We start from the raw sequence: 23,339 nt of genomic DNA on the forward strand, positions 1-23,339 counted from the left end.
CGGACTCGATGCGCTGGCGCGACAGGTCGTCGAGCCAGATGGAGACGCCGGCCGCCGAGAGATCGGCGAGGGCACTGCTCGTGGAGGTCGAGATGATGGGCCTCTTCTGCTGGTGGGCGGACGCGACCGGCGCCGACCGCGTTCTGTGAGAACGACGCCGGAGAGGGCGAACCCTGTGTTCTTCCATCTGCAGCGGGGGCTGGGCGACGAACCTGCCCGGAGGATCGGTAGTCGATCAAGAAACCAAACCCCGCGAGCACGTGGCCCCGCCGCGATGGATGAGCTCTCCGACGGGCGCCGCGCCGCACGGCGGGGCAGTGTCGGGTCCGCGCCCGGGACCTCCGTCCGGAGCCACGCGCTCGTCGCACCACCGTCTGGAGACCACCCGTGCTGCTGAAGGTCCTCGTCGCCGCTCTCATCGTCTGGGTGGTCCTGGCCGTCCTGGGCTTCGTGATCAAGGGCCTGTTCTGGCTCGCGATCGTCGGCATCGTCCTGTTCGTCGCCACCGCGGCCGTGGGCGCCGCGAAACGGTCGGCTCCCCGGCACTGACGCCGGTCCCGGTGCTCACGCTGCCCGAGGCGGACGTCCGACGCGACGACCGTCACTCCACCGGATCTCTCTGCGACGTTCCCGCGTCGCAGCAACGGGCACCCGACGCGAGTCATCGGGTCGCGCTCCGAGCCGACCGTGACCACAGGTGTCGCTGAGTTCACGAAGAGCAGGCGCACTCTCCATCCTCATTCCCCGGGTACGAGCCGTCGACTCACGTCCCACGCCGGACCCGGGCGAGGCCCGACAGAGAAGGTGCCGTTCATGACCACTGCGTACGAAGCCGACCGACCGACCGACGGGTACGTCGAGCAGCCCCGGAGCACCCATCGCGAGGAGGCACCCTCGCCCGAGCGCTGGCAGGATCGCGTGCACTGGGGCCCGGTGTGGGCGGGCGTGGTCGTGGCGCTCCCCGTGTTCCTCGTCCTCCAGCTGCTGTTCTTCGGCCTCGGGATCATCGACCTCGGTGTCGAGGGCAGCGGTCAGAGCACGACGGCGAGCATCGTCAGCGCCGTCCTCGGGCTCATCGCGTTCTTCGTCGGCGGTCTGATGGCCGGCTCCACGGCCGCGTCTCGCGACTCCGACGAGGGGCTCCTCCACGGTGTCCTGACCTGGGCCGTGGGGATCGTCGCGATCCTCGGCTTCGCGCTCCTCGGCGCCGGAGCGCTGCTCGGCAACATCGCGACCGCCGCGTCGCAGCTCGGTGGGCTCCAGGCACAGGCCGGCCAGGCCGGTCAGGCCGCGAGCCGGATCGACCCCGCCCAGGCACTCCAGGCCGCCCAGCAGGGTGCCGGCTGGGCCGCACTCGCCCTCGGTCTGACCGTCGTCGCCTCGGCGGCCGGCGGGCTCGTGGGTCAGGGGATCGGCTCGACCAAGCGCTGACCCCGCTGCGCGACACCGACGTCGTCGGTGGCACCACCCCGGACCGGTGCGGAGACCTCGTCTCCGCACCGGTTCGTGCGTCCTACCCGTACTCCCCCGGGCTCGCCGGAACCCCGCCGCCGCGGAGGTCCTGTCGGGTCGTGATGAGCCGGTCGAGGAACATCGTGAACAGCTGCTCGGCGAACGGGACGTCGCTGCCCCGCGCGAGGGACAGCACGGCGATGCCCGTCGACGTGGCCTGCAGGAGCGCGAGCGCCACGGGGTCGGCCTCGCTCCCCGCCGTGGCGAGCACCTCCGCGCCCAGCGGTGCGACGCCGGCGGCGAGGGCACCGAAGGTGGCGCGGACCGCCTCGTTCTGGTCGGCGGCCTGCGTCAGGGCCAGCAGCACCCGGGTGTCCTCGGGCGAGCTGACCACCCGCGCGAGGGCCGCGACCTGCTCGGCCCTCCCCTCGGCACCGGCCAGGCTCTCGGCCAGCAGGGCGACGCGACGGCGCACCGCCTCCTCGGCGACCGCGACGAGGAGGTCGTCGCGGGTCGGGAAGTAGTAGGTGAGGTGGCTCTGGCGCATCCCGGCGCGGGCGGCGACCCGAGGCTGGGTGAACCCGCCCAGCCCCGACTCGCCGATGACCTCGAGCGCCGCGTCGACGAGGGCGCGCCGCCGGTCGGGCCTCGCCGTCACGACGGTTCTGCGACCGCCGCCGACTGGGCGGCGGGTGCGGCGAGGTGCAGCGTCTCGGCGAGGTAGCGGCGCACGAGGGCCGGGTCGGCCGTGTCGGCGACCAGGCCGAGATAGCCGTCGGGCCGGATCAACGCCAGCCCCTCGGCGCCGAGCCCGTAAGCGCGGCCGACGACGTCGTCGGGGTCGAGCACGTCCTCGCCGATCCGGACGACCGACCCGAGATCGCCGAGGGCCTCCTCCTGCCCGGCGGCGTCACCGCGCACCAGCAGCAGGAAGCCGGGTCGCTCCGCCAGCTCCTCGACCGCGACGGGCGTGCCGTCGGGACGGGCGAGCCCCACGGGGTCCGGGGCGTGCTCGCCCACGCGGGCCGCGCCGTGGTGGTGGCCCCCGTGCTGCACCGAGAGCGGGCTGTGGCGATAGCTCACCCGCAGCTCCGCGGTCGTCGTGGCCGCGGCGTTCCCGAGCGGGTGGACGTGGCCGACGACGAAGAGGGCGGCGTCGCGCAGCGCCGCGCCGGCGCCCTGCGCCGTGCCGACGTCGGTGAGCAGCGTCGTCGCCTTCACGACCTCGGCGCCGACCGGGTGCCGCTCGTCATGGTAGGTGTCCAGCAGGACGGGTTCGGCGCGGCCCTGCACGACCAGGGCGAGCTTCCAGGCGAGGTTCGCGGCGTCCTGGATGCCGGTGTTCATGCCCTGCGCCCCGGCCGGGCTGTGGATGTGCGCGGCGTCGCCCGCCAGGAGGACCCGCCCGAGGCGGTAGCGCGGGACCTGGGCGTGGTGGACCTCGAAGTAGGTCAGCCAGTGCGGGTCGCGCACGATGACCCGCCCGCCCATCCGGGCGTCGGCGAGGGCCTGGATCTGCTCGAGGGTGGGGTCCGGTGCATGCGGACCGGGGTCGTCGACGAGGAACATGATGCGGGCGCGGTCGCCCGCGAGCGGGAAGAGCATCCCCATCCCGTCGGGGTGGGTGAACATCCGGATCGCGTCGGGCGAGAACTCGGTGTCGACGTCGACGTCGGCCATCGCGAAGTGCTGGCCGTGGAAGGCCCCGTCGAGGTGCGTGCCCGCCAGGTGTCGCGTGGTGCTGTGCCCGCCGTCGGCGCCCACGACCCAGCCGACGCGCGTCGTCTGCTCGCCCTCCGGTCCGCGCAGGGTGACCTCGACGCCGTCGTCGTCCTGGGACAGCCCGGTCAGCGACACCCCGCGCTCCACGACGATCCCGAGCTCGGTGGCGCGCTCGGCGAGGACGGCCTCGGTGTCGGGCTGGGGGATGTCGAGGAGGAAGGGGTGGCGGCTGGGCACCTCGTCGAACGGGACGTGCGCCCGCGTCTCACCGGTCCGGCCGTCGACCATGGCGATCGCGGGGATGCGCCGTCCGCGCGCCTCGAGCCGGGGCAGCACGCCCATCGACGCGAGCATCTCCATGCTGCGGGCGTGGAGGCTCACCGCGCGCGACTCGGTGGTCGGCGCCGGCAGGACGTCCACGACGCGCACCGGCACGCCGAGCCGCGCCAGCTGGGACGCGGTCGTCAGCCCGACGGGCCCCGCGCCGACCACCAGTATGCCGTCCGCCGTGCTCATTCCTGTGCCCTCCGCGCCCTTGATTGGTGACCCAACCAAGTAGAGAACGCCTGCTCAGAGGCCGTCAAGCGACACTTCACCGCGTGCTCGACCGGACACGGAGGGCACGGGGCGCACCGGCGACGCGTGCTCAGGACTCGTCGGGCTGCAGCTGTCCCGGAGTGACGGTCTGGGGCCCGAGGACGGACAGGAGCTGCAGCTTCTCGTAGCTCGCGCTGCCCGGGACCGCGGTGTAGACGAACAGCAGGTGGGACTGCTCGGGATCGAGGAGCGTCTGGCAGTTGAGCTCCAGCTCGCCGACCTCGGGGTGCACGAAGCGCTTGACGTCGTGCGGCCGCAGGCCGACCTCGTGGGCGTCCCACAGCGTCCGGAACTCCTCGCTCCGCGCGAGGAGGAGATCGGCGAGGTACGCGGCCCGCGACCCGGGTCCGCGCAGGGTGACCAGCCCGCGCAGGCCCGAGGCGTACATCCGCGAGAGGAACGGGTGCTCCCCGGGCGCGTAGAGCGCGCGGGAGGCGGGGTCGGTGAACCACCGGTAGCCCCGACTCCGCGCGGGACCCGTGTAGGCGGTCGCATCGCCGGTGAGCGCCACCCCCAGCGGGCTCTGGCGCAGCGTCTCGCCCAGCTCGGTGACGATCTCGGCCGGGGTGTCGGCGAGGCGGTCGAGGATGCGCAGCAGGCCCGGGCTGATGTGCTCGCTGGCCGCGCCCCGCACCGGTGGGTGATGTCCGGCGAGCCGGAACAGGTGATCACGCTCCTCGAGCGAGAGGTGCAGCCCCTGCGCGATCGCGGCGATCATCTGCTCCGACGGCTGCGGACCGCGCTCCCGCTCGAGGCGAGAGTAGTAGTCGGTGGACATGTGGCACAGCGCGGCGACCTCCTCGCGCCGCAGCCCGCTCGTCCGGCGGCGCGCGCCCCTCGGCACGCCGACGTCCTCGGGCTGCAGCGCCTCGCGGCGCCGGCGCAGGAACGCCGCCAGCCCGGCCCGGTCGATCATCGAACTACCGCCCTCTCCTCGGTGCTGCCCCGTTCCTACCGGCGCGAGGCGGCACGCAGCCACGGATCGTCGATCCCCCTCTCGGGCGATCGATGGCCCGCGCAGCCACGGATCGGCAGGCCGTGGTTGCGCCTCGGGCGACCGGCGAGTGTCGACGGCACACGTCCCCCGAGGAGATGGAGAACCCCATGACGGACGACGTCGCCACGACCCTCCCGCACGAGCGAGCGTCCGGGCGCGCCGACGAGGGCCCGACGACGCTCGGTGCGGCGTGGCGCAGGAGCCTCGCCCGCTCCGGGGGCGTGACGGGCATCGTCGTCGCCGCCGCACCGGCCGTCGCCTTCGTCGTCGCCGACTCCCTCGGCGGCCTGACCTCGGCGTTCGTCGCCCTCGCCCTGGCCGCGCCGGTGGCGTTCGGCGTGCGGCTCGCCCGCCGGGAGTCGCTGCGCGGCGCGCTGGTCGGCCTCGCCGTCGCCGGCGTCTGCGCCGCTGTCGCGGCCTTCTCGGGCGAGGCCCGCGCCTTCTTCCTGCTCCCCACGCTGATCCCCGCCGCGCTCGGCGTGTTCTTCCTCGGCTCGGTGCTCGTGCGCCGGCCGGTGACGGGGCTGCTGCTCAACCGTCTCGCCGGCGGGCCCGCCGACTGGCGTGACGACGCCCGGCTGCTCCGCGTCTACAGCATCACCACGCTGGGCGGGGTCGGTCTCCACGCCCTCAACCTCGTTCTGCGAGGCGTGGCGTACCTCGCGGACCAGCCCGCGGTCCTGGCCGCCCTCGGCGTCGCCGCCGCGCCGATGTTCGCCGTCCTCGCCGCCGTCACCCTCGTCGCCGCCCGCCGCGCGATCGCCAATGAGCCGACCCCCGCCGTCACCTGAGGTGACCCCGTCGCCCGATCCCTGGGAGATGCTGTCCCCGGTACCCGGCGAACGAGAGGTCACGGCGATGACGACGCCTGCGGCGACGCCGAAGCGCATCCCCAAGAAGCTCTACGAGGCCGAGCTGCTCCGGCTGCAGGGCGAGCTGGTCCGGATGCAGGAATGGGTCCGGACGAGCGGCGCCCGGCTCGTGGTGATCTTCGAGGGACGCGACGCGGCCGGGAAGGGCGGCGTGATCCAGCGGGTCGTGGAGAACCTCAACCCCCGCGTCGCGCGCACCGTCGCGCTCCCCGCGCCGACCGCGCGTGAGCGCACGCAGTGGTACTTCCAGCGCTACGTCGCGCACCTGCCGGCGGCCGGGGAGATCGTCCTGCTCGACCGCTCCTGGTACAACCGCGCCGGCGTCGAGCACGTGATGGGCTTCTGCACGCCGCAGGAGTACGACCGCTTCCTGCGCCAGTGCCCGATCTTCGAGGACATGCTGATCGAGGACGGCATCCTGCTGCGCAAGTACTGGTTCTCGGTCAGCCCCGACGAGCAGGAGCGCCGCTTCCGCGCGCGCGTGGAGAACCCGCTCAAGCGCTGGAAGCTCTCCCCCATGGACCTGGAGTCGATCAGCCGCTGGGACGAGTACTCGAAGGCGAGGGACGCCATGCTCGCCGCCACCGACACCGACACCGCGCCCTGGACGGTGGTGGAGTCCGAGGACAAGCGGCGCGCCCGCCTGAACACGATCGCCCACCTGCTCGACACCGTCCCGTGGACACCGACCGACCTGTCGCCCCTGTCGATCCCGGCCCGCCCGCCGGGCGAGGGCTACGTGCGCCCGCCCCGGGAGCTCGCGCGTGCCGTCCCCGACCACGCGGCGATGCTGCTCGACGAATCCTGATCCACAATGGGGGCTCACGAGTGCGAGGTGTGGCCCCGGATGTCCGATCTGAACGACCCCCCACCGCCCGAGCCCGCGCGCCCGCTCTCCGCCGAGGAGGAGGCGGTGCTCGCGCGGCTCGAGGCCGACCTCGCTCAGATCCCGGCGCCCGAGCCTTCCGAGCCCACCGAGCCCACCGAGCCCACCGAGCCCGTGCCGCCCGGGGTGGCCACACGGCCGGGCCCCCGGCCCCGCACCCTGCTGGTGCAGGTCGTCGTGGTCGTGGCCCTGGCCGTGGTCCTGGCGCCCACCGCCGCGGTCGGCGCCGTGATCGCGGTGGTCGTGCTCGCCGGCCCGATCGCGGCCTCGCTGTGGGCCCTGCGGGGCACGGCCGGCTCCCCGTCCTGATCCTCGAGATGGCCGACGCCGGGGCGATCGGGCAGCGTCGCCGCGTAGCGCCGCACCCGGCGGGCGCGGAACACCGCGAACAGCGCTGCGGCGCCACCCAGCACGGCCAGCGGCGGCTCGAGCAGCAGCAGCCCGGCCGCGAGCAGTGCCCCGCCGAGCCCGAGGACCTGCCACCGGCGCTGCGCCACGAGGCACCGTGCCCGCTCGTGCTCGATCTCGCGGGGGTCCACGTCGGCGAGGCCCGGCGACGGCGCCCCCTCCGCCCGGGCGTCCCGGAACGCGAGCCAGGCGTTGGCCGCGCCCGCGAGCGCGAAGACAGCTGCCCACACCGGCGCCCCCTGGGAGGCCCGGACACCGGCCAGGGCCAGGAAACCCAGACCGAGCACGACGTGGCGCCACGACACCGTGGTCCTCATGCGATCGCCCCCACCAGCTCGAGGATCGCGACCGCGCCGCAGACGGTGAGGAACACCGAACCGAGCACGACCAGCGTGCGCAGCGTCCGGCCCATCCGGTAGGGCTCCGGCAGGTTGACCTTGTCGATGTACAGCAGCCCGGCACCGTAGATGCCGCAGGCGAAGACGCCGCCGAGGATCGACGCCGGCGTGACCAGGTCGGTGAAGCTCAGGTCCGAGAGGATCGCGACGAGGGCGATGGCGCCGGTCCATCCGTAGACGACGGGCCGGATCCCGTGCTGCCCGCGCGTCCGCACCTTCTCCGAGACCGCGGCGAGGCTCTCGTAGGCGGTCCACGAGTAGGCCTCCCAGAGCGCATAGATCGTGCCGAAGAGGACCATGACGATCGCGACGATGTAGAAGTACTCGAACACCGGCGCCACCACGCCGAAGAACTGCGACTGGTAGGTCAGGACGTCGTTCTCCTCGGGCACCTGCTGCTGCGCGCCGAGGATCGTCGCCCCGTTCATCATGAACGCGACGGCGATGACGCCCAGGGCCAGGAAGGCCGCGAGCATGTCGAAGAACGGGGCGCGGCTCCAGGCGCGGGCGGTCGCGACGTCCTCGGGCCCGGTCGACAGCGGGATCGGCGCGCGGTCGTCCTTCGCCGCGAGGTCCTGCTCGATCCGGGCGGCGTCGCGGTGGCCGAGCATCCCCCACTTCTTCTCGCGCAACATGCCGGTGTAGCCGATGTAGTCGTACATCCCGCCGCCGAGACCGCCCATGAACACCGCGAGCTCGACCCACACCGATGTCTCGGCGACCTCGGGGTACCGCTCCGCCACGAACGGCGCGTAGTCGGGGAACACCGGCAGCAGTCCGCGCAGAGCAGCGAGCCAGTCCGGGTTCGAGACGAACACCGCGATCAGGACCAGCAGCACCATGATCCCGGCGATCGCCACCTGCACCTTCTCGAGCACGGCGTAGCCGCCGACGAAGGACAGCACCGCGGCGACGAGCAGCACGCCGACGGCCCACAGGGTGGCGTTGCCGAGGCCGAGGGCCTCCAGGTAGTCCCCGAGCGCCGTCGCCACCCCGCTGGCCCAGCCCGGGAACGAGGCGAAGCAGATCACCACCAGAACGATCGGGAACCACCCGCGCGGCCCCGGCATCACCCGCGCGAAGCGCCGCATCGGGTGCTCCCCGGTGAGGGTGATGTAGCGGTTCGAGGCGTAGACGAGGGCGCCCTTGGCGAAGCAGCCGACCACGACGGCCCACAGGACGGCGTACCCGAAGACGGCGCCCTCGCGGGAGGCGAGGATGGACTCGCCGCTGCCGATGGTGAGCGACGCGATGATCGCCCCGGGTCCGAAGTACCGCAGAGCGGTCGCCACCCCCACCCGTCGCTTGCGCAGGGCCGCCGGCGCCTCGGGCAGACGGAGCACCGGGTCGGTGGCCCGGCTCGTCTCGGATGTCGACATGTCGATCACTCAGAATCGTGTAGGAAATTTCCTGTAGGGTGCGTGTGAGGCGGCTCACGCGTCAAGGGGTGGGCCGGAGCGACGGGAGTCGGAGATGAGCAGCGCAGCGCCGGGGGCGACGATCGGCCGGCTACCCCGCCGTCAGATGCTGGCCGACGACGTCCACGAGGCGATCAAGGCGCTGATCATGGACCACGTCCTCGAGCCGGGCGCCCGGGTCTCGATCGACGGCCTCGCGCGCCAGCTCGGGGTGTCGCCCACCCCGGTCCGCGAGGCGCTGGCGCGCCTGGAGTCGGCCGAGCTCGTGGTCAAGGAGCCCCTGCGCGGCTACCGCACCTCGCCGCTGCTCTCCCGCGAGCAGCTCGACGACCTCTACGAGTTCCGGCTGCTCATCGAGCCGTGGGCGGCGGCGCGCGCGGCCGAGCACGCCGACGCCGAGGGGCGGGAACGGCTGGAGGCCGAGATGCGGTCCTGCACGACCCCCGCGAGCGACACCTACGACTCCTACAAGGCGCTCGCCGCGCACGACACCCGCTTCCACGTCCTGGTGGCCGAGCTGGCCGGCAGCGCGCAGGTCCGGCGGGCCTTCGAGCGCACCCACTGCCACCTGCACATCTTCCGGCTGCACTACGACCGCGGGCTGGGCGAGCAGACCCTCTCCGAGCACCGCCGGATCACGCGCGCGGTCCTCGACCGCGATCCCGTGGCGGCGGAGGCGGCGATGCGCGCCCACCTCGAGGCCGCCTGCTACGAGCGTCTGCGCCCGGTCTCCGAGGACGCCGGCGGCCCCACGCAGGGCTGACAGCAGAGCTGATCCTCATCCCATCCGCAGCACCTCCGAGGTCCCGAACCGCTCCGCGACGAGCTGCTTGACCCCGCGGGGGAAGTCGCGCTCGCAGGCGAGGTGGGTCGGGGTGAACTTCCGCATGGCGTCGGCGTCGCCGGCGAACGCGGCCGCGCAGAGCTCGGGGGCGACGTTGGCCAGGGCGAGGATGCCGCCCGCGCAGCCGAGCGCGCCGGCCATGTGGATCAGCGCCGGGTTCCCGGTCCAGACGGGTCCGGCGTAGGAGTCCACGGTCGCCAGCAGGCGGGTCGGGTCGCCCGAGGAGTCCTTGCAGCCCGCGACGGGCAGCGCGGGCAGCATCTCCACCGGGATGCCGGGCGGGGAGATCGCCGGGAAGTGGTAGGCCAGCACCGGGGTCGGGCCCGCGGCGTCGGCGAGCTCGCGGTAGTAGCCGGACGGGTCGGCGAGCCCGCGCGGGGTGCGGGCGATGACCGCGTCCACGCCGGTGTCGGGGGCCCGCGCGGTCAGCGCCACGGCCTGGTGGGTCGACGCGGCGCCGGTGCCGCCCACCACGACGGCGTCCCCGACCGCGGCGCGCACCGCAGAGAACAGCCGCAGCCGCTCGTCGTCGTCCAAAGCGTCGGCCTCGCCGGTCGTGCCGGCCACGACGATCGCGTCGGCGCCGAGCTCGACGAGCCGCGCGGCCAGGTCGGCCGTGGCGTCGGCGTCGAGCGCCCGGTGGTCGTCGAAGAGCGTCACCAGGGCGACGCCGACGCCGGTGAAGACGGGGTCCATGTCGTTCCTCCTCGTCCGGAGATCGGTCGGGTCAGTGGGACTCGCGCGGGACCTCGGCACCGCCGGCCCCGACCAGGAAGTCGAGGTCGGCGCCGTGGTCGGCCTGCAGCACGTGCTCGGTGTAGAGGCGCGTCCAGCCGCGGGACTCCGCCGGCGCGGGCGCCCGCCACCGCTCCCGGCGGCGGGCCAGCTCGTCGTCGTCGACGTGCAGGGTGAGCGCGCGCCCGGGCACGTCGAGCTCGATCTCGTCCCCGGTCTCCACCAGGGCGAGCGGGCCCCCGACGGCCGCCTCGGGCGCGACGTGCAGCACGACCGTGCCGTACGCCGTGCCCGACATCCGCCCGTCGCAGACCCGAACCATGTCCCGTACCCCGCGTTCGAGCAGCGTGCGGGGCAGCCCGACGTTGGCGACCTCGGGCATGCCCGGGTAGCCGCGCGGGCCGCAGTAGCGCAGGACCAGCACCGTCGACTCGTCGATGTCGAGCTCGTCGCTGACCGCCCGGTACTCCTCGGGGGACTCGAAGACGAGCGCGGGGCCGCGGTGCTGCTGCAGTGCCGGCGACGCCGCCGACTGCTTGATCACGGCGCCGTCGGGGGCGAGGTTGCCGCGCAGCACGGCCGTCCCGCTCCCCGCGGGCGCCATCGGCCGGTCGAACGGGTGGATGACCTCGCGGTTCCAGCACGCCGCGTCCGCGAGCGCGTCCGCGACCGTGCCCCCGGCCACGGTGGGGCGCGCGAGGTGCAGCAGCGAGGCGATCTCGGCCATCACCGCCGGCAGCCCGCCCGCGTAGCAGAGGTCCTCCATGAGGAACCGCCCCGAGGGCTCGAGGTCGACGAGCGTCGGCACGTCGCGGCCCAGCGCGTCGACGTCGTCGAGCGAGAACGGGACGCCCAGCCGGCCCGCGATCGCCGCCAGGTGGATCACGGCGTTGGTCGAGCCGCCGATGGCCGCGTTGACCTTGACGGCGTCCTCGAACGCCTCCCGGGTCATGATCGAGGACGGGCGGACGTCGGCCTGCACCAGCTCGACGATGCGCTGACCCGCCCGTTGCGCGGTCTGGTCGCGGCGGGCGTCGACGGCGGGCCAGGTCGCCGAGTACGGGAGCTGCATCCCCAGCGCCTCGGCCAGGCACGCCATGGTCGACGCGGTGCCCATCGTCATGCAGTGCCCGGGCGAGCGGGCCATCGCGCCCTCGGCCACCGCGCACTCGGCGGGCGTGATGGTCCCGGCCGCGAGCTCCTCCTCGAAGCGCCACACCTGCGTGCCCGAGCCCAGCTGGCGCCCCTGGTAGCGGCCACTGAGCATCGGCCCGCCGGTGACCATGATCGCCGGCAGGTCGACGCTCGACGCCGCCATGAGCAGTCCGGGCGTCGTCTTGTCGCACCCCGAGAGCAGGACCAGCCCGTCGAGGGGGTTGGCCCGCATCAGCTCCTCGGCCTCCATCGCCAGCAGGTTGCGGTAGAGCATCGCGGTGGGGCGCAGCAGCGTCTCGCCGAGCCCGGTGCACGGGAACTCGCGGGGGAACCCGCCGGACTGCCACACGCCGCGCTTGACCGCCTCGGCGACGCGGTGCAGGTGGGCGTTGCACGGGACGAGCTCCGACCATGTCGTGGCGATCCCGATGACCGGGCGCCCGTCGAAGACCTCGTCGGTGACGCCCTGGTTGCGCATCCAGGAGCGGTGGATCATCCCGGATCGACCCTCGGCGCCGAACCACGCCGCGCTGCGACCGCTCATCGCCGACCTCCCGCGCTCGTCAGATGGGCCCGGACCCACTCCTCGACCTCGACGACGTGGGTGGTGGCCGCGGTCCACGCGGCGAGCGAGTCGCGCTCGCGCAGGGCACGCAGGATCGCCACGTGCTGGTCGTGGGTCCAGCTCAGGACGTCGTGCTCGACGATCGCCCGCCAGATCCGGACGCGTGCCGTGCGCCCCGCGACGGCGGCGGTCAGCGAGGCGAGCGTCGCGTTGCCGGCCGCCGCGGCGATCGCGGCGTGGAACTCCAGGTCCTCGGCGACCAGGCGCTCGGGCTCGGTGAGCCCCCGCATCCGCTCGAGCCGTTCCCGGAGGTCCTGCAGGGCCGCCTCGTCGATGCGGGTCGCGGCCAGGGCGGTGGCGCCCGGCTCGAGCACGCGGCGACACTCGAACAGCTCGGCGATGCCCTTTTCGTCGACCAGGTCGAGGAACGTGCCGGTGGCCCGCACCAGCCGGTCGGGGCGCAGGTCGGTGACGAAGGTGCCGTCCCCGCGGCGCACCTCGAGCACCCCGGCCCCGGCGAGCGCACGCACCGCCTCGCGCAGCGACAGGCGCGACACGTCGAGGTCGGCGGCCAGGTCCGTCTCCGGCGGCAGGCGCTCCCCCGCGGAGAACTCCCCGTTCTCCACGCGGGCGACCAGCGCGCCGATCACCCGGTCGACGACGCTGTCAGCTCGCGTCACGGGCCCGGTCCGTCCACGCCGAGCCGTGCGGGAACGCGTACGCGGCGCGGGACGCCGCGAGGATCTCCGCGCTGTAGCCCGGCCGGGTCGGCGGCAGGTAGGAGGTGCCGCGCATCCGGACCGGATCGGCGAAGTGCTCGTGCAGGTGGTCGACATACTCGATCATCCGATCCGCACGGGTGCCGCTGACGGCGACGTAGTCGAACATCGACAGGTGCTGCACGAGCTCGCACAGGCCGACGCCGCCGGCGTGGGGGCAGACCGGGACGTCGTGGGCGGCGGCGAGCAGCAGGACCGCGACGGCCTCGTCGACGCCGCCGGGTCGCGCGGCGTCGAGCTGGCAGACCCCCATGGCCCCGGCGGCCAGGAACTGCTTGAACATCACGGCGTTGTGCGCGTGCTCGCCGGTGGCCACGCGGACGGGAGCGATGGCGCGCGCGATCGCGGCGTGCGCGAGGACGTCGTCGGGGCTGGTCGGCTCCTCGAACCACCAGATGTCGTAGGGCTTCAGGGCTTCCGTCCAGCGCACCGCGTCCGCGGCCCCGAGCGTCTGGTTGGCGTCGATCATCAGGCGGCGCCCGGGACCGATCACCTCCCGGGCGAGCGCGCAGCGGCGCACGTCGTCGGCGAGGTCCCCGCCGACCTTCAACTTGATCGCGTCCCAGCCCGCGGCGACGGCCTCCCGGCACAGTCGCACCAGCTTGTCGTCGTCGTAGCCCAGCCAGCCGGCGCTGGTGGTGTAGGCCGGGTAGCCCTCCTCGACCAGCCGGGCCTCGCGCTCCGCGCGCCCGGGGAGCCGCTCCTCGAGCATCGCGAGCGCGGCCTCGGGGGTGAGCGTGTCGCGCAGGTAGCGCCAGTCGACGAGGTCGACCAGCTGCTGCGGGGTCATGTCCGCGAGGACCTTCCACACCGGCTTCCCGACGGCCTTGCCGATGAGGTCCCAGGCGGCGTTGACGACGGCGGCGAGCCCGAGCTGGATCGTCCCCTTGGTCGGACCGAGCCAGCGCAGCTGGCTGTCGGCCTGCAGGTGCCGGGAGAAGCCGCCCGGGTCGGCCACCAGCTCGGCGACCGACCAGCCCCGCGCCCGCCGGCCGATCGCCTCCGCCGCCGCGAGCGCGAGCTCGTTGCCGCGGCCGATCGTGAACGTGAAGCCGTGGCCCTCGAGGCCGACGTCGGTGTGCAGGACGACGTAGGCGGCCGAGTAGTCCGGCGCCTCGTTCATGGCGTCCGACCCGTCGAGCGCGCGTGACGTCGGGAAGCGGAGATCGACGGTCTCCACGTCGACGACGACCCCGTGCATGACCCACTCCTCAGACCTCTGGACCGCTCCAGCCGGAGCGATCGCAAGAGTTGCGCGAGCTCCTCACGGTGCCAGGCGCAGACATCAGATGTCTAGCGCGACGAGGGCATGTCTAGCGCGAACGGTCGCCCTCTCCCGAGGTCGCCATCTCCGGACTCGACGGCTCGTCGGCGACGTGGTGGCGCAGGTTGCTGCGGAAGTAGAGCAGGATCCCGAGGAAGCAGAGCGCCGAGACCACGAAGGACATCTGGAGCGAGCCGAGCACGTCCGACACCGCGCCCTGCACCACCGGGATCACCGCTCCGCCGACGATGGCCATCACCAGGATCGCGCCGGCGGTCTCCTGGTAGCGCTTGTCGTCGATGGTGTCCAACGTCTGCCCGAAGATCGTCGGCCAGCACGGGCCCATCACGAGGTTGGAGGCGATCACGAACCAGATGGCGGACGACGCCGGACCGAACGCGGCCGCCGTCAGCAGCACCGCACCGATCGCGCAGTAGGCCACCAGCACACGGGCCGCCGAGTAGCGCGCGATGAGCCCGTTGGCCACGAACTTGCCGACCAGGAAACAGGTGAACCCGGCGATCATGTAGTTGGTCGCCTCGCGCTCGTTCATGCCGGGGTACAGCTCCAGAGCGACCCGGATCGTGAACGACCACACCGCCGTCTGCAGGCCGACGTAGAGGAACTGCGCGACGATGCCCTTGCGGTACTGCGCGGTGCGGACGAGCACCCGCAACGTCTCGGCCAGCCCGGCCTGCTGCCGCGCAGGCTCCTCCGCCGGCTTGCCCCGGGGGAACTCGGTGACCACGAAGAGCACCAGCAGGCAGACGAGCACGATCAGGATGTACTTGTAGGGCAGCAGGGTGTTCTGCAGCAGGGCCTCGGCGAGGGCGCGCTCGGCCTCCGGCGTCGGTGCCGCGTCGAGCTGCGCCTCGATCGAGTCGCCGGTACCGAAGATCAGGTACTTGCCGAGGATCACGCCCAGCAGGTTGCCGATCGGGGTGAAGGTCTGCGAGATGTTCAGCCGCAGCGTCGAGGTCCTGCGCGGGCCGAGCATCGACGAGTAGGTGTTCGCGCTGGTCTCGAGGAAGCTCAGGCCGATCGCGACGGCGAAGATGCTGAACAGGAACATCGCGTAGGTCGCGAGCGTGCTGGCCGGGAAGAACAGTCCGCAGCCGACGATGTAGACCGACAGGCCGATCAGGACGCCGACCTTGTAGGACGTCCGGCGCACGATGCGCGACGCCGGGATGGCGATCAGGAAGTAGCCACCGTAGAACGCCGACTGCACGAAGGCCGTCGCCGCGTCGGACAGCGTGAAGACGTGCTTGAACTGCGTGATCAGGATGTCGTTCAGCCCGGCCGCGGCGCCCCACATCGGGAACAGCAGCGACAGCAGGACGAACTGGAAGATCGGCGTCCGATCGAGGTAACCGGAGGCCAGCTGCCGTGCGGGATTCTTGATCAGCATCGAATCACCCCGTGCGCCGACGCACCCCCGACGGTTCAGCAACGTAACCCGACGGCGCGAAGGGCAGCAAGGGATCCGGCGGCGGCCCCGGACGCCGGACGGAGCACCCCGGCGCAACTACCCCAGTGCCGGGACGATCGCCTCGATCAGGTGCGGGCCGGGCTCGCCGTGGGCCCAGCGCAGGGCGTCGAGCAGGTCCTCGGTGGTCTCCACCCGCCGCGCCGGCACGCCGTACCCGGTCGCCAGCGACACGAAGTCCGGCGTCGGGTCGGCCAGCGTCAGCATCCGCCCGGCGCGCCCCGAGTGGGCGGCCTCCCCCGCCCCGGTCCGGGCGAGCTCCACCCGCAGGATCGCGTACGCCGAGTTGTTGATCAGTACGGTCGTGACGTCGAGCTGCTCGCGGGCCTGGGTCCACAGCGCCTGCAGCGTGTAGAGCGCGCTCCCGTCGGCCTGCACCGCGACGACCGGCCGGTCCGGCGCCGCGATCGCCGCCCCGAGAGCCGCGGGCGGGCCCTGCCCGATCGCACCGCCGGTCAGCGCGAGCTGCGTGTGCGGAGCGGCCGTCTGCAGGGCCGGCGCGAGCACGGCGGCGGCCGTCAGCGACTCGTCGACCACGATCGCGTCCTCCGGCAGCGTCGCGGCGACCGCGGCGCACAGCGACCGCACGTCGAGCGGTCCGGGCGCGGGCTCCGGCGCGTCCCACGGGGCCGGATCGACCACGGCCTCCGGCGCGACCTCGGCCGCCAGCGCCTCCAGGGCCGCCGCCGCGTCGGACGCGGCGTCGGCCAGCCCGACCACCGTGCACCCCTCGGGCACGAGATCCCCCGGGACCCCGGGGTAGCCGAAGAACGACACCGGCGACCGCGCCCCGGCCAGCACCAACGACGACGCCCCGTCGAGCTGCTCGAGCGCCTGCTCGGCGAAGTAGGCCAGCTTGTCCGCCCGCGGGCGGCCGGCGCCGGTGTCCCAGCGCCGCGGGAACGTCTCCGTCAGCAGCCGGGCGCCGGTGGCGGCGGCGACCCGGCCCGCGGCGTCCATCGCCTCCGCGGTCAGCGCCGGACCGCCGAGGAGGATCACCGCCCCGGGCTCGCGCACCGCCTTCGCGGCCGATGCCACCCGCGAGGGCGCGGGCGGGAACGGTGCCGCCGCGGGCAGGGCGGGCGCGAGCGCGCCGCCCTCGGACCAGGACACGTCCGCCGGCAGGACCAGGGTCGCGACCTGGCCGCCGCGCTCCGAGGTGGCCGCCACCGCGCGCATCGCGTCGTCGGCCACGTCCCGCACGTCGCCGCAGACGTGCACCCAGCCCGACACCGTCCGCGCGAGCGCGGAGATGTCCGACTCCAGCGGCGCGTCGTGGCGCACGTGGCTGGTGGCGTGCGCGCCGACGACGCAGAGCAGCGGGGTCCCGGCCCGGCGGGCGTTGTGCAGGTTCGCCATCCCGTTGCCCAGCCCCGGCCCCAGGTGCAGCAGCACCGCGGCGGGCCCGCCGGCGAGGCGGGCGTAGGCGTCCGCGGCACCGGTCGCGACGCCCTCGAACAGGGTGAGCACGCCGCGCATCTCGGGGACGGAGTCCAGCGCCTGCACGAAGTGCATCTCGGAGGTGCCGGGGTTCATGAAGCACACGTCCACGCCGGCGTCGACCAACGAGCCGACCAGCGCCTCGGCGCCCCTCATGCGGCGCACCCGGGCAGCGGCGCGGCGGGCGGACCGGGCGGGGAGCACCACGACGTCGTCATGGTGCCCACTCCACACGGTGCGGCCCCGCCGGTGCCAGCCGGGACGTGCACTCGGCGGCGCATCGGGTGTATCACCGTCTCCCGGCTCGCGACGTGGAAGGACCGCATGGCGCCTCCACTGCTGCAGAGCAAGTACCGCGTCCCCGGGCACCGGCCCGGGACCGTGACCCGCCCGCGCCTGGTCGAGGCTCTCGCCGCCGCGCTCCGCACGGCGGTGACGGTGGTGTCGGCGCCGGCCGGCTTCGGGAAGTCGACACTGCTGGCCGAGTGGCTCGCCGACCTTCCCGCGGACACGGCCACCGTGGGCTGGGTGTCGCTGGACAAGCGCGACGACGACCCGGCGCGCTTCTGGGGCTACGTCCTCGCCGCGTTCCGGGCGGCCACCGGCGTCGGTGACGACGCGCTGGGGCTGCTGGCGTCGTCGCCGTCGTCCCCCGAGACCGCGCTCGTCGCGCTGCTGAACGACATCGGCCGCATGCCGCGCGACCTCGTGCTCGTCCTCGATGATCTCCACCTCGTGACCTCGCCTGCGGTGCACGACGGCATCGCGTTCCTCCTCGAGCACCGCGTGGACCAGCTCCACCTCGTGCTCGCGACCCGGGCCGACCCGCCGCTCCCCCTGGCGAGGTGGCGCGCGCGGGGTGAGCTGCTCGAGATCCGGGCCGCCGATCTGCGCTTCACCGAGCAGGAGTCCGCGGCCTACCTCAACGGGCCGATGGGCCTGTCGCTCTCGAAGCACGACGTCGCGACGCTCGACGGGCGCGCCGAGGGCTGGATCGCCGCCCTGCAGCTCGCGGCGCTGTCGATGCGGGGCCGCGAGGACGTCGGGACGTTCATCGCGGGGTTCGCCGGCGACGACCGCCACGTCGTCGACTACCTCGCCGAGGAGGTGCTGGCGCGCCAGCCGGAGGAGGTCCGGGGTTTCCTGCTCGAGACGTCGATCCTCGAACGACTCACCGGGCCGCTGTGCGACGCCGTCACCGGCCGCGAGGGGGGCCGGGCCAGGCTCGTGGACCTGGAGCGCGCGAACCTGTTCCTGGTGCCGCTGGACGACCGTCGACAGTGGTACCGGTACCACCACCTGTTCGCCGAGGTCCTGCGCACCCACCTCGTCGACGAGCGCGCGGACACGGTGCCGGAGCTGCACCGGCGGGCCTGTGTCTGGTTCACGGAGCGCGGTGACACCGCCGCCGCCGTCGAGCACGCCCTCGCCGGCGGTCACGTCGACCGGGCCGCGGACCTGATGGAACGGGCGATGCCGGCGATGCAGCGCGAGCGACGGGAGGCCGAGCTCGGGCGGTGGGTGCGGTCGCTGCCGGACGAGATCGTGCGCGTGCGGCCGGTGCTCGGGATGGCCTTCGTCGGCGCCCTCGCCCAGACCTCCGAGTTCGACACCCTCGAGCAGCGGCTCGCGGAGGTCGAGCGCGCCGTGCGGCCGGACGGCGGCGCCTGGCCCGCGCGCGTCCCGCCCGGCCTGGTCGTCGTCGACGAGGACGGGTACCGCTCGGTCCCCGCCGGCCTCGAGGTGTACCGGGCGGCGCTCGCCCTGCGGCGCGGCGACCTCGACGCCGCCGCCGCCCACGCGCGGGAGGGCCTCGCGCTCACCCCGGCGTCCGACGACCTCACCCGGGCCGCCGCGGGCGCCCTCGGCGGGCTCGCCTCGTGGTCGCGGGGCGACCTGGTCGGGGCGGAGGCGGCGTACGTCGAGTCGGTCGCGGGGCTGCACCGGGCCCGCTTCGTCGCCGACGTCCTGGGCTGCTGCATCGCCCTCGGCGACATCCGGCGGACGCTGGGACGGCTCGGCGACGCCGAACGCCTCTACCGGTGGGCCCTCGGTCTCAGCGACCCGGCAGCGCCGCTCCGAGGCGCCGCCGACATGCACGTCGCCCTGGCCGGGGCGCTGATCGAACGCGACGAGCTCACCGCCGCCGCCGAGCACCTGGACACGGCCCGGCGCCTGGGCGCGCACCGCGGGCTCCCGCAGAACCCCTATCGCTCGCGGGTGGCCCAGGCGCGGCTGCTCGGCATCCGGGGCGACCTCGACGGCGCGCTCGCCCTGCTCGAGGAGGCCGAACGCGTCCACGACGGCGACTACTCGCCGGAGGTGGCGCCGGTACCCGCGGTCCGCGCGCGTCTGCGTGTCCGGCGCGGTGAGCTGCCCCAGGCCGAGGCCTGGGCCCGTGAGCGCGGCCTCTCCCCCGGCGACGAGCCGACCTACCTGCGCGAGTACGAGCACATCACCCTCGCCCGGCTGCTCCTCGCCCGCCGGGACGACACCGCACCCGCCCTGCTCGCCCGGCTGCTCGCGGCGGCCGAGGACGGTGCGCGGGCCGGCAGCGTCCTCGAGATCCTCGTGCTGCAGGCGCTCGCCGCGCAGGCCCGGGGGGACGTCCCGTCCGCGCTCGAGGCCCTCCGGCGCGCCGTCGCCCTCGCGGAGGCCGAGGGCGTCGTCCGCGTCGTCGCCGACGAGGGCCCGCCGATCGCGGCGCTGCTCCGGACGCTCCCGAAGCACGACCCCGCGCACGCGTACGGCCGCCGCCTCCTCGCCGCCTGCGCCGGGGTCACGCCGGGGCCCGCGCTGGTCGACCCGTTGAGCGACCGCGAGCTCGACGTCCTGCGCCTGCTCGGCTCGGACCTCGACGGGCCGGACATCGCCCGCGAGCTGTCGGTCTCGCTGAACACGATGCGGACCCACACCAAGAGCATCTACGCGAAGCTCGGCGTCACCAGCCGCCGGGCCGCCGTCCGCCGCGCCCACGATCTCGGCGTGCTCCCGCGCCGTCGCTGAGCGTCACTCACCACACGTGGTGAGGACCGCTCACCACGTCGGCGCCCACCGTGGCGGCCATGAGCAGCACCGGGCCACAGCGGTACGCGATCCGCGTACGGGGACACCTCGCCTCCCGCTGGGCCTCCCGGTTCGACGGCATGGCGCTCGTCCCCCAGGACGACGGCAGCACGGTCATCGACGGTCCCGTCGCCGACCAGTCCGCGCTCCACGGCCTGCTCCGCACGATCAGCGACCTCGGCCTGCCCCTCGTCTCGGTCACCCCGAGCGACGGGCCCGCCCACCTCTCGAGGAGGACCCCATGACCACCGACGTCCACACCGCCCCCGCCACCCCCTCGATCCCCCGGCGGAGGGACCCGATGAGGAGGATCGCCCTCGCCGCCGGCCTGCTCTACCTGGTCACGTTCGCCGCCTCGATCCCCCAGCTCGCGCTCTTTGCCGACCTCGTCGCCGACCCCGCGGGCTTCGTCCGCACCCCCGGCAGCAGCACCTCCGTCCTGTGGGGATCGTGGCTCGAGGTGATCACCGCTCTGGCCGCCGTCGGCACCGCCCTCGCCCTCTACCCGGTCGCCCGGCGGGTCAGCCGGACCGCGGCCCTGGGCTTCGTGACCTCCCGCGTCGTCGAGGCCACCATGATCCTCGTCGGCGTGCTGTGCGTGCTCTCCGTCGTCGCCCTGCGCAGCGACCTCGCGGGCGCCGCGGGCGCGCAGGCGGACGCCCTGGGCGTGGTCGCTGCGGCGCTGGTCGAGGTCCGTCAGTGGTCGTTCCTGGTCGGTCCCGGCCTCATCCCCGGCATCAACGCCCTGTTCCTCGGCTACGTGATGTACCGGTCGCGCCTGGTCCCCCGGATCATCCCGATCGTCGGCCTGGTCGGCGCACCGCTGATCATCATGTCGGCGACCGTGACGATGCTCGGCGGGTGGGAGCAGGTCTCCGTCGCCGGCAGCCTGTGCGCGCTGCCCATCGCGCTGTGGGAGTTCTCGCTGGGCGTGTGGCTGACCGTCAAGGGCTTCCGCCCGACCTCGCTGACGATCGACTGACCGCCCGCCCCGTCGGACGCCGACCCCTCGGGGTCGGCACTCGGCCGTCCGGCGGTGGAGGAACGGAGCGTGTGCGCTCATCATCGGAGAGTGAGGCGCACCACACCGGCCATCGGGGGCCGGCGCCGCGGGAGCTCCTGGCCGCGGATCGAGGGGCGCCGGAACGAGGAGGACGCCGATGTCCGAGGCCGTGTCCACCGATCTCCGTGAGCTCGACGCCCTGGTGGTGGGAGCCGGGTTCTCCGGTCTCTACATGCTCCACCGCCTGCGGAACACCCTCGGCATGTCGGCGCTGGTGCTCGAGGCCGCCGACGACGTCGGGGGCACCTGGTACTGGAACCGCTACCCGGGAGCGCGGTGCGACTCGGAGAGCTACTTCTACAGCTTCTCCGACCGGCTCTCCGAGGACCTCCTCGAGGAGTGGACGTGGAGCGAGCGCTTCGCGGGCCAGCCGGAGATCCTGCGCTACCTGCAGCACGTCGCCGACCGCTTCGACCTGCGCCGCGACATCCGCTTCCGGACCACGGTCACGGCGGCGTCCTGGGACGACGACGCGGGGCGTTGGCTCGTCGACACCGAGGGCGGCGAGCGCTTCGCCGCCCGCTTCCTCATCACGGCGGTGGGCTGCCTGTCGACCACGAACCTGCCCGAGTTCCCGGGCCGTGACAGCTTCCGGGGCGAGTCGTTCCACACCGGCCTGTGGCCGCACGAGGGCGTGGACTTCACCGGCAAGCGTGTCGCGGTCATCGGCACCGGGGCCACCGGCGTGCAGCTGATCCCCGAGGTCGCGCAGGAGGCCGCGCACGTCACCGTCTTCCAGCGCACGCCCAACTACGACATCGCCGGCGGCAACCACCCGGTGACCTCGGACTTCGACCGGAGGATCAAGGACGACTACCCGCAGATCTGGGCGCGGACCCGGGAGACGGCGTTCGGCTTTCCCTATGACGTCGCGGACCGCACGGCGCTGTCGGTGCCGGAGGACGAGCGCCAGGAGATCTTCGAGGAGGCGTGGGCCAAGGGCGGCTTCCGTCTGGGCACCACGTTCAACGACCTGCTCCTCGACGAGGACGCCAACGAGACGGCCGCCGAGTTCCTCCGGAACAAGATCCGGGAGCGGGTGGACGACCCGGAGATCGCCGAGATGCTCGCGCCGAAGGACCACCCGTTCTTCACCAAGCGACCGCCCCTCGAGAACGGCTACTACGAGACCTACAACCGGGAGAACGTGACGCTCGTCGACGTCAACAGGTCCCCGATCGAGGCGATCACGCCCGCCGGGGTGCGCACGGCGGACGGCGAGTACGAGGTCGACAGCATCGTCTACGCCACCGGGTTCGACGCCATGACCGGCACGCTCTTCAAACTCGGCATCACGGGACGGGACGGGCTGACGCTCGCCGAGAAGTGGGCCGAGGGCCCGCGCACCTACCTCGGGATCGCCACCCACGACTTCCCGAACCTGTTCATGATCACCGGCCCGCAGAGCCCGTCGGTGCTGAGCAACATGCCGGTCTCGATCGAGCAGCACGTCGACTGGGTCGCGGGCTGCCTCCGTCACCTCCGCGACCAGGGTGTCGACCGGATCGAGCCGACCCCCGAGGCCGAGGAGGGCTGGGTCGCCCACCACGACGAGGTGACCGCGATGACGCTGCTGCCCCGGGCCAACTCCTGGTGGGTCGGGGCCAACATCCCCGGCAAGCACCGCAGCCTCTACCCGTACGTCGGCGGCGTGGGGGTGTACCGCGGCATCTGCGACGACGTCGCCGCGAAGGGCTACGAGGGGTTCGCGCTGAGCCGGGCCGGCGCGGCGGCGCCGGCCTGAGCGGCGGTCGTGGTGCCGGCCGCGGCTACCGCTGCGGCCGGGCCATCGCCCCCTGGCGGGCGTCCTTCTCGGGCTCGGACAGCGAGCGGTGGTTCCAGAAGGCCTCGACCCCGTCGAAGGTCGCGGCGTCGGCCCGGAACGGATACGCCTCGACACCGAGCTCCTCGATCTCCTTCGCGGCGTCGTGGACGCGCTCGCTCTGCCCGGAGATCGCGACGTCGTGGCCACGCTCGGCGAGGCGGGCGGCCAGCTCGAAGCCGATCCCCGACGAGCCGCCGGTGACGAGGGCGAGGGGACGGGTGGCAGTCATGGCGTGGGGGTGCCCGGGCGCACTCGTCGCGGCACGTGAGCGGGGACGCACCTCGACGAGAGGTCGTCGTGGGTGTTGCGGTTCGGGCCCTCCGTGTCGGGGGTCGGCTCTAGAATCGAACACATGAGCGAACGG

General features: G+C 73.7%; 21 protein-coding genes. 9 read left to right on the forward strand and 12 right to left on the reverse strand.

From position 1 onward, the window contains the following. The first annotated feature begins 387 nt into the window (after positions 1-387). Together PH189_RS29860 and PH189_RS29865 are read left to right on the forward strand one after the other, a co-directional pair. Entirely contained in the window at positions 388-549 is a 162-nt protein-coding gene (locus tag PH189_RS29860) for a hypothetical protein (RefSeq protein ID WP_274192524.1), read from the forward strand. 264 nt (positions 550-813) lie between these two features. After that, positions 814-1,431 carry a hypothetical protein gene (locus tag PH189_RS29865; RefSeq protein ID WP_274192504.1) on the forward strand — a complete coding sequence of 206 codons (618 nt, stop codon included), beginning with the start codon at positions 814-816 and terminating at the stop codon, positions 1,429-1,431. Between the two features lie 82 nt (positions 1,432-1,513). Here PH189_RS29865 and PH189_RS29870 read toward each other — a convergent pair whose 3' ends face one another. The 3 genes from PH189_RS29870 to PH189_RS29880 all read right to left on the reverse strand — a co-directional run bounded on the left by PH189_RS29870 (position 1,514) and on the right by PH189_RS29880 (position 4,687). Next, positions 1,514-2,110 carry a TetR/AcrR family transcriptional regulator gene (locus PH189_RS29870; RefSeq protein WP_274192505.1) on the reverse strand — a complete coding sequence of 199 codons (597 nt, stop codon included), beginning with the start codon at positions 2,108-2,110 and terminating at the stop codon, positions 1,514-1,516. Beyond that, complete coding sequence (locus tag PH189_RS29875) at positions 2,107-3,690, reverse strand: FAD-dependent monooxygenase (protein WP_274192506.1); 1,584 nt, start codon at positions 3,688-3,690, stop codon at positions 2,107-2,109. The genes PH189_RS29870 and PH189_RS29875 overlap by 4 nt, the downstream gene beginning before the upstream one ends. A gap of 130 nt (positions 3,691-3,820) precedes the next feature. Continuing rightward, a complete protein-coding gene (locus PH189_RS29880; RefSeq protein WP_274192507.1) occupies positions 3,821-4,687 on the reverse strand; it encodes a helix-turn-helix transcriptional regulator in 867 nt (288 codons plus the stop codon). A gap of 188 nt (positions 4,688-4,875) precedes the next feature. Between PH189_RS29880 and PH189_RS29885 the strand changes: the two genes are divergently transcribed. After that, positions 4,876-5,559, forward strand: coding sequence for a DUF3159 domain-containing protein (locus tag PH189_RS29885; protein ID WP_274192508.1), 684 nt, complete (start codon positions 4,876-4,878; stop codon positions 5,557-5,559). Between the two features lie 67 nt (positions 5,560-5,626). Then, entirely contained in the window at positions 5,627-6,448 is an 822-nt protein-coding gene (gene ppk2, locus PH189_RS29890) for a polyphosphate kinase 2 (protein WP_274192509.1), read from the forward strand. A 134-nt stretch (positions 6,449-6,582) separates the two neighbouring features. Here the strand turns inward: ppk2 and PH189_RS29895 are convergent, their stop codons facing one another. Continuing rightward, positions 6,583-7,251, reverse strand: coding sequence for a hypothetical protein (locus PH189_RS29895; protein WP_274192510.1), 669 nt, complete (start codon positions 7,249-7,251; stop codon positions 6,583-6,585). Continuing rightward, positions 7,248-8,711, reverse strand: a complete 1,464-nt coding sequence (locus PH189_RS29900; RefSeq protein ID WP_274192511.1) for an Nramp family divalent metal transporter — start codon at positions 8,709-8,711, stop codon at positions 7,248-7,250. Before PH189_RS29900 ends, PH189_RS29895 begins: the two co-directional genes overlap by 4 nt. A gap of 94 nt (positions 8,712-8,805) precedes the next feature. Between PH189_RS29900 and PH189_RS29905 the strand changes: the two genes are divergently transcribed. After that, a complete protein-coding gene (locus tag PH189_RS29905) occupies positions 8,806-9,513 on the forward strand; it encodes a GntR family transcriptional regulator (RefSeq protein WP_274192512.1) in 708 nt (235 codons plus the stop codon). Between the two features lie 15 nt (positions 9,514-9,528). On the opposite strand, the gene PH189_RS29910 is transcribed toward PH189_RS29905, so the two are convergent. From PH189_RS29910 to PH189_RS29935, 6 genes are all read right to left on the reverse strand, one after another. Continuing rightward, positions 9,529-10,290, reverse strand: coding sequence for a dihydrodipicolinate synthase family protein (locus PH189_RS29910; protein WP_274192513.1), 762 nt, complete (start codon positions 10,288-10,290; stop codon positions 9,529-9,531). A 31-nt stretch (positions 10,291-10,321) separates the two neighbouring features. Next, complete coding sequence (locus tag PH189_RS29915; protein WP_274192514.1) at positions 10,322-12,028, reverse strand: IlvD/Edd family dehydratase; 1,707 nt, start codon at positions 12,026-12,028, stop codon at positions 10,322-10,324. Further along, entirely contained in the window at positions 12,025-12,729 is a 705-nt protein-coding gene (locus PH189_RS29920; RefSeq protein ID WP_274192515.1) for a FadR/GntR family transcriptional regulator, read from the reverse strand. Before PH189_RS29920 ends, PH189_RS29915 begins: the two co-directional genes overlap by 4 nt. Then, entirely contained in the window at positions 12,716-14,029 is a 1,314-nt protein-coding gene (locus PH189_RS29925; protein WP_274192516.1) for an enolase C-terminal domain-like protein, read from the reverse strand. Before PH189_RS29925 ends, PH189_RS29920 begins: the two co-directional genes overlap by 14 nt. 112 nt (positions 14,030-14,141) lie before the next feature. Beyond that, entirely contained in the window at positions 14,142-15,503 is a 1,362-nt protein-coding gene (gene fucP / locus PH189_RS29930) for an L-fucose:H+ symporter permease (RefSeq protein ID WP_274192517.1), read from the reverse strand. A 117-nt stretch (positions 15,504-15,620) separates the two neighbouring features. After that, positions 15,621-17,177, reverse strand: a complete 1,557-nt coding sequence (locus tag PH189_RS29935; RefSeq protein ID WP_274192523.1) for an acetolactate synthase large subunit — start codon at positions 17,175-17,177, stop codon at positions 15,621-15,623. A gap of 168 nt (positions 17,178-17,345) precedes the next feature. Here PH189_RS29935 and PH189_RS29940 point away from each other — a divergent pair, with 168 nt between their 5' ends. From PH189_RS29940 to PH189_RS29955, 4 genes are all read left to right on the forward strand, one after another. Further along, on the forward strand, positions 17,346-20,027 hold the full coding sequence (locus PH189_RS29940) for a winged helix-turn-helix domain-containing protein (protein ID WP_274192518.1): 2,682 nt from the start codon (positions 17,346-17,348) through the stop codon (positions 20,025-20,027). Positions 20,028-20,086: 59 nt separating this feature from the next. After that, on the forward strand, positions 20,087-20,332 hold the full coding sequence (locus PH189_RS29945) for a hypothetical protein (protein ID WP_274192519.1): 246 nt from the start codon (positions 20,087-20,089) through the stop codon (positions 20,330-20,332). Next, a complete protein-coding gene (locus PH189_RS29950) occupies positions 20,329-21,069 on the forward strand; it encodes a DUF4386 domain-containing protein (protein WP_274192520.1) in 741 nt (246 codons plus the stop codon). Before PH189_RS29945 ends, PH189_RS29950 begins: the two co-directional genes overlap by 4 nt. 178 nt (positions 21,070-21,247) lie before the next feature. Then, the gene (locus PH189_RS29955) at positions 21,248-22,894 is read left to right on the forward strand and encodes a flavin-containing monooxygenase (RefSeq protein ID WP_274192521.1); all 1,647 of its coding nucleotides are present in this window, start codon (positions 21,248-21,250) and stop codon (positions 22,892-22,894) included. A 25-nt stretch (positions 22,895-22,919) separates the two neighbouring features. On the opposite strand, the gene PH189_RS29960 is transcribed toward PH189_RS29955, so the two are convergent. Beyond that, positions 22,920-23,204, reverse strand: a complete 285-nt coding sequence (locus PH189_RS29960; protein WP_274192522.1) for an SDR family NAD(P)-dependent oxidoreductase — start codon at positions 23,202-23,204, stop codon at positions 22,920-22,922. Between the last annotated feature and the right edge of the window lie 135 nt (positions 23,205-23,339).

It is taken from the genome of Actinomycetospora chibensis, assembly GCF_028737215.1.
Taxonomy (GTDB): domain Bacteria; phylum Actinomycetota; class Actinomycetes; order Mycobacteriales; family Pseudonocardiaceae; genus Actinomycetospora; species Actinomycetospora chibensis.

Excerpts from the sequence above, each read along its gene's own strand:
- PH189_RS29885 (WP_274192508.1), top strand. The coding sequence starts at position 4,876 with ATGACGGACGACGTCGCCACGACCCTCCCGCACGAGCGAGCGTCCGGG.
- PH189_RS29865 (WP_274192504.1), top strand. The coding sequence starts at position 814 with ATGACCACTGCGTACGAAGCCGACCGACCGACCGACGGGTACGTCGAG.
- PH189_RS29880 (WP_274192507.1), bottom strand. The coding sequence starts at position 4,687 with ATGATCGACCGGGCCGGGCTGGCGGCGTTCCTGCGCCGGCGCCGCGAG.
- PH189_RS29955 (WP_274192521.1), top strand. The coding sequence starts at position 21,248 with ATGTCCGAGGCCGTGTCCACCGATCTCCGTGAGCTCGACGCCCTGGTG.
- PH189_RS29940 (WP_274192518.1), top strand. The coding sequence starts at position 17,346 with ATGGCGCCTCCACTGCTGCAGAGCAAGTACCGCGTCCCCGGGCACCGG.
- PH189_RS29915 (WP_274192514.1), bottom strand. The coding sequence starts at position 12,028 with ATGAGCGGTCGCAGCGCGGCGTGGTTCGGCGCCGAGGGTCGATCCGGG.
- PH189_RS29945 (WP_274192519.1), top strand. The coding sequence starts at position 20,087 with ATGAGCAGCACCGGGCCACAGCGGTACGCGATCCGCGTACGGGGACAC.
- PH189_RS29905 (WP_274192512.1), top strand. The coding sequence starts at position 8,806 with ATGAGCAGCGCAGCGCCGGGGGCGACGATCGGCCGGCTACCCCGCCGT.
- ppk2 (WP_274192509.1), top strand. The coding sequence starts at position 5,627 with ATGACGACGCCTGCGGCGACGCCGAAGCGCATCCCCAAGAAGCTCTAC.
- fucP (WP_274192517.1), bottom strand. The coding sequence starts at position 15,503 with ATGCTGATCAAGAATCCCGCACGGCAGCTGGCCTCCGGTTACCTCGAT.
- PH189_RS29935 (WP_274192523.1), bottom strand. The coding sequence starts at position 17,177 with ATGAGGGGCGCCGAGGCGCTGGTCGGCTCGTTGGTCGACGCCGGCGTG.
- PH189_RS29895 (WP_274192510.1), bottom strand. The coding sequence starts at position 7,251 with ATGAGGACCACGGTGTCGTGGCGCCACGTCGTGCTCGGTCTGGGTTTC.
- PH189_RS29875 (WP_274192506.1), bottom strand. The coding sequence starts at position 3,690 with ATGAGCACGGCGGACGGCATACTGGTGGTCGGCGCGGGGCCCGTCGGG.
- PH189_RS29960 (WP_274192522.1), bottom strand. The coding sequence starts at position 23,204 with ATGACTGCCACCCGTCCCCTCGCCCTCGTCACCGGCGGCTCGTCGGGG.
- PH189_RS29900 (WP_274192511.1), bottom strand. The coding sequence starts at position 8,711 with ATGTCGACATCCGAGACGAGCCGGGCCACCGACCCGGTGCTCCGTCTG.
- PH189_RS29925 (WP_274192516.1), bottom strand. The coding sequence starts at position 14,029 with ATGCACGGGGTCGTCGTCGACGTGGAGACCGTCGATCTCCGCTTCCCG.
- PH189_RS29950 (WP_274192520.1), top strand. The coding sequence starts at position 20,329 with ATGACCACCGACGTCCACACCGCCCCCGCCACCCCCTCGATCCCCCGG.
- PH189_RS29910 (WP_274192513.1), bottom strand. The coding sequence starts at position 10,290 with ATGGACCCCGTCTTCACCGGCGTCGGCGTCGCCCTGGTGACGCTCTTC.